The sequence below is a fragment of the Paenirhodobacter huangdaonensis genome, from assembly GCF_004022465.1.
GTDB classification, from domain to species: domain Bacteria; phylum Pseudomonadota; class Alphaproteobacteria; order Rhodobacterales; family Rhodobacteraceae; genus Rhodobacter; species Rhodobacter huangdaonensis.
This window is the reverse complement of record NZ_SAVA01000027.1, coordinates 1-2,868: the sequence shown is the minus strand read 5'-3', so window position 1 is coordinate 2,868 and position 2,868 is coordinate 1. Positions and strand designations below refer to the sequence as shown.

General features: G+C 64.8%; 3 protein-coding genes. All 3 read right to left on the bottom strand.

Annotation, left to right across the window (positions count from 1 at the left end; genetic code table 11):
- Nucleotides 1–83 (bottom strand): cytochrome bd-I oxidase subunit CydX (cydX, locus tag EOW66_RS20205; protein ID WP_128158080.1); only part of this gene is annotated, 83 nt, incomplete at its 3' end.
- Between the two features lie 15 nt (nt 84–98).
- Nucleotides 99–1,256: a cytochrome d ubiquinol oxidase subunit II gene (gene cydB / locus EOW66_RS20200; protein ID WP_128158079.1), complete on the bottom strand. Its 1,158-nt coding sequence runs from the start codon at nt 1,254–1,256 to the stop codon at nt 99–101.
- Nucleotides 1,257–1,262: 6 nt separating this feature from the next.
- Nucleotides 1,263–2,867, bottom strand: coding sequence for a cytochrome ubiquinol oxidase subunit I (locus EOW66_RS20195; RefSeq protein WP_128158078.1), 1,605 nt, complete (start codon nt 2,865–2,867; stop codon nt 1,263–1,265).
- Nucleotide 2,868: the final 1 nt, after the last annotated feature.

Here is a 2,868-nt window from a genome sequence, read left to right as displayed (position 1 = left end):
TTGAGCATTTCGAGCCACATCGCGTTTGCGACGGCGATGAGGGCGGCGAGGGGGAGGCCGAGGATCCAGGCGAAGTACCACATGGGATGCGTCCTTTCTCAGTAGGCGTTCTTGTTTTCAGTGATCTCGGCGACGGTGACCTTGCCCCAGAGCACCTTGTAGACCCAGGCGGTGTAGGCAAGGATGATCGGCACGAAGATCACCGAGACGACGAGCATCACGAACAGCGTCAGGTGCGAGGAAGAGGCGTCCCAGACGGTGAGCGAAGCGTCGGGCTGGATCGAGGAGGGCAGGATGAACGGAAACATCGTCAGCCCGACCGAGGCGATCACGCCGAAGATCGCCAGCCCCGAGAAGATCAGTGCCGCCCCGTTTCCCTTGCGCATCGCGAGGATCGCCAGCGCCATGCCGGCGATGCCCAGAACCGGCGCGATCGCGATCCAGGGCCGCAGCGCATAGGCCGCAAGCCACGAGCCCTGATGCGCGACGGTGCTGAGCAGCGGGTTCGACGGCCCGTTCGCCGCGACCTCGGAGGTCAGCGCATAGCCCGGGATGCCGTAGGCCAGCCAGACACCGGCGAGCACATAGGCCGCGATCGCCACGAGCCCCGCGACCGAACCGATCGCGATCGCGCGGCGCTGCACCGCGCCCTCGGTCTTCAGCGTCAGCCAGCCCGCGCCATGCAGCAGCAGCATGCTCAGCGAGACCACGCCCGCAAGCAGCGCGAAGGGGTTCAGCAGACCGAGGAACTTCGCATAGAAGGCGCCGGGGTAGAGCGGCATCAGATCCTCGGTGATCTGGAACGGCACGCCCTGCAGCACATTGCCGACGGCGACGCCGAAGATCAGCGCCGGCACCGCGCCGCCGACGAAGAGCGCCCAGTCCCAGCCGTTGCGCCAGGCATGGCCCTCGCGCTTCGAGCGGTACTTGAAGCCGACGGGCCGCAGGATCAGCGCCGCGAGCACGGCGAACATGGCAAGGTAGAAGCCCGAGAAGCTGACCGCGTAAAGCGGCGGCCAGGCGGCGAAGATCGCGCCGCCGCCGAGGATGAACCACACCTGGTTGCCTTCCCAGACCGGGCCGACGGTGTTGATCACGACGCGGCGCTCGTCATCGGTCTTGGCGACGAAGGGCAGCAGCGCCCCCACCCCCATGTCGAAGCCGTCGGTGGCGGCAAAGCCGATGAGCAGCACGCCCAGAAGGCCCCACCAGATCACCCGCAGCACATCGAGACTGATCAGATCATGCAAAATCATGGCATCTTACTCCGCAGGCATGGTGACGGCATCGTCCGAGGTCTTCAGCCGCGCCGCGTGGCGGCGCATCCAGTCCTCGGTCTCGGCGACGTCCTGATAGGGGCCCTTGCGGATGTATTTCACCATCAGCCCCATCTCGATGATGAAGAGCACGGTGTAGAACAGCACGAAGCCCGCAAGGGTGATCGCGAGATCCGCGACCGAGAGATGGCTGACCGAGAGCGCGGTCGGCAGCACGCCGTCGACGGTCCAGGGCTGGCGGCCGAATTCGGCGGTGAACCAGCCCAGTTCCGCGGCGATCCAGGGCGCGGGGATGACGATCACCGCCAGCCGCAGCGCCCAGCGGGGATAGCGCATCCCCTTGAAGTTCGAGACCACGAAGAAATAGCCCAGAACCGCGATGAAGGAGAAGCCGAGCGCGACCATGATCCGGAACGACCAGAAGATCGGCCAGACCGTGGGCACGGTGTCATTCGCGGCCTGCACGATCTGCGCCTCGGTGGCCTGGCGCGGGTCGTCGACATAGCGTTTGAGCAGGAAGGCAAAGCCCAGATCCTTCGAGTGTTCCTCGAAGGCGGCCGTCTGTTCGGGCGTGACATTGCCCTTCGCCGCGCGGATCTGCATCAGCGCGTCATAGGCAAGCAGCCCCGAGCGCACCCGGGCCTCGGCCTGTTTCACCAGCTGGTCGATGCCGGGGATTTCCTCGGTCAGCGAGCGGGTGCCGAGAAGCCCCATCGCGAAGGGGATCTTCACCGCGTAATGGGTCTCGCGCGCCGCCTGATCGGGGATGCCGAAGAGGGTGAAGGAGGCGGGCGCCGGTTCGGTTTCCCACATCGCCTCGATCGCGGCGAGCTTCATCTTCTGGTTCAGCGAGGCGTTGTAACCCGATTCGTCGCCGAGGATGACGACCGAGAAGGAGGAGGCAAGGCCGAAGGCCGCCGCCACCGCGATCGAGCGGCGGGCAAGCTCCAGATGCCGCCCCTTCAGCATGTACCAGGCCGAGACGCCCAGCACGAAGATCGAGGCGGTGACATAGCCCGCCGAGACGGTATGGACGAATTTCGCCTGCGCCACCTCGTTGAACAGCACCTCGAAGAAGGAGGTCATCTCCATGCGCATGGTCATCGGGTTGAACGCGGCGCCCACCGGGTTCTGCATCCAGCCATTGGCGATCAGGATCCACAGCGCCGAGAAGTTCGAGCCGATCGCGACGAGCCAGGTGACGGTCAGATGGCCGACGCGCGAGAGCTTGTCCCAGCCGAAGAACATCAGCCCGACGAAGGTCGCCTCCATGAAGAAGGCCATCAGCCCCTCGATCGCGAGCGGCGCGCCGAAGATGTCGCCGACATAATGGCTGTAATAGCTCCAGTTCATCCCGAACTGGAATTCCATGGTGATCCCGGTCGCCACGCCGAGCACGAAGTTGATGCCGAACAGCGTCGCCCAGAACTTCGTCATCTGCCGCCAGATCGGCCGCCCGGTCATCACATAGACCGTCTCCATGATCGCAACCAGGATCGACAATCCCAGCGTCAGCGGCACGAAGAGGAAGTGATACAGAGCCGTCATCGCAAACTGCAGTCGCGACAGCTCCACAATATCAAGGTCCATC

Coding starts and splice junctions, on each gene's coding strand:
- EOW66_RS20195 (WP_128158078.1), bottom strand. CDS start 2,867: ATGGACCTTGATATTGTGGAGCTGTCGCGACTGCAGTTTGCGATGACG.
- cydB (WP_128158079.1), bottom strand. CDS start 1,256: ATGATTTTGCATGATCTGATCAGTCTCGATGTGCTGCGGGTGATCTGG.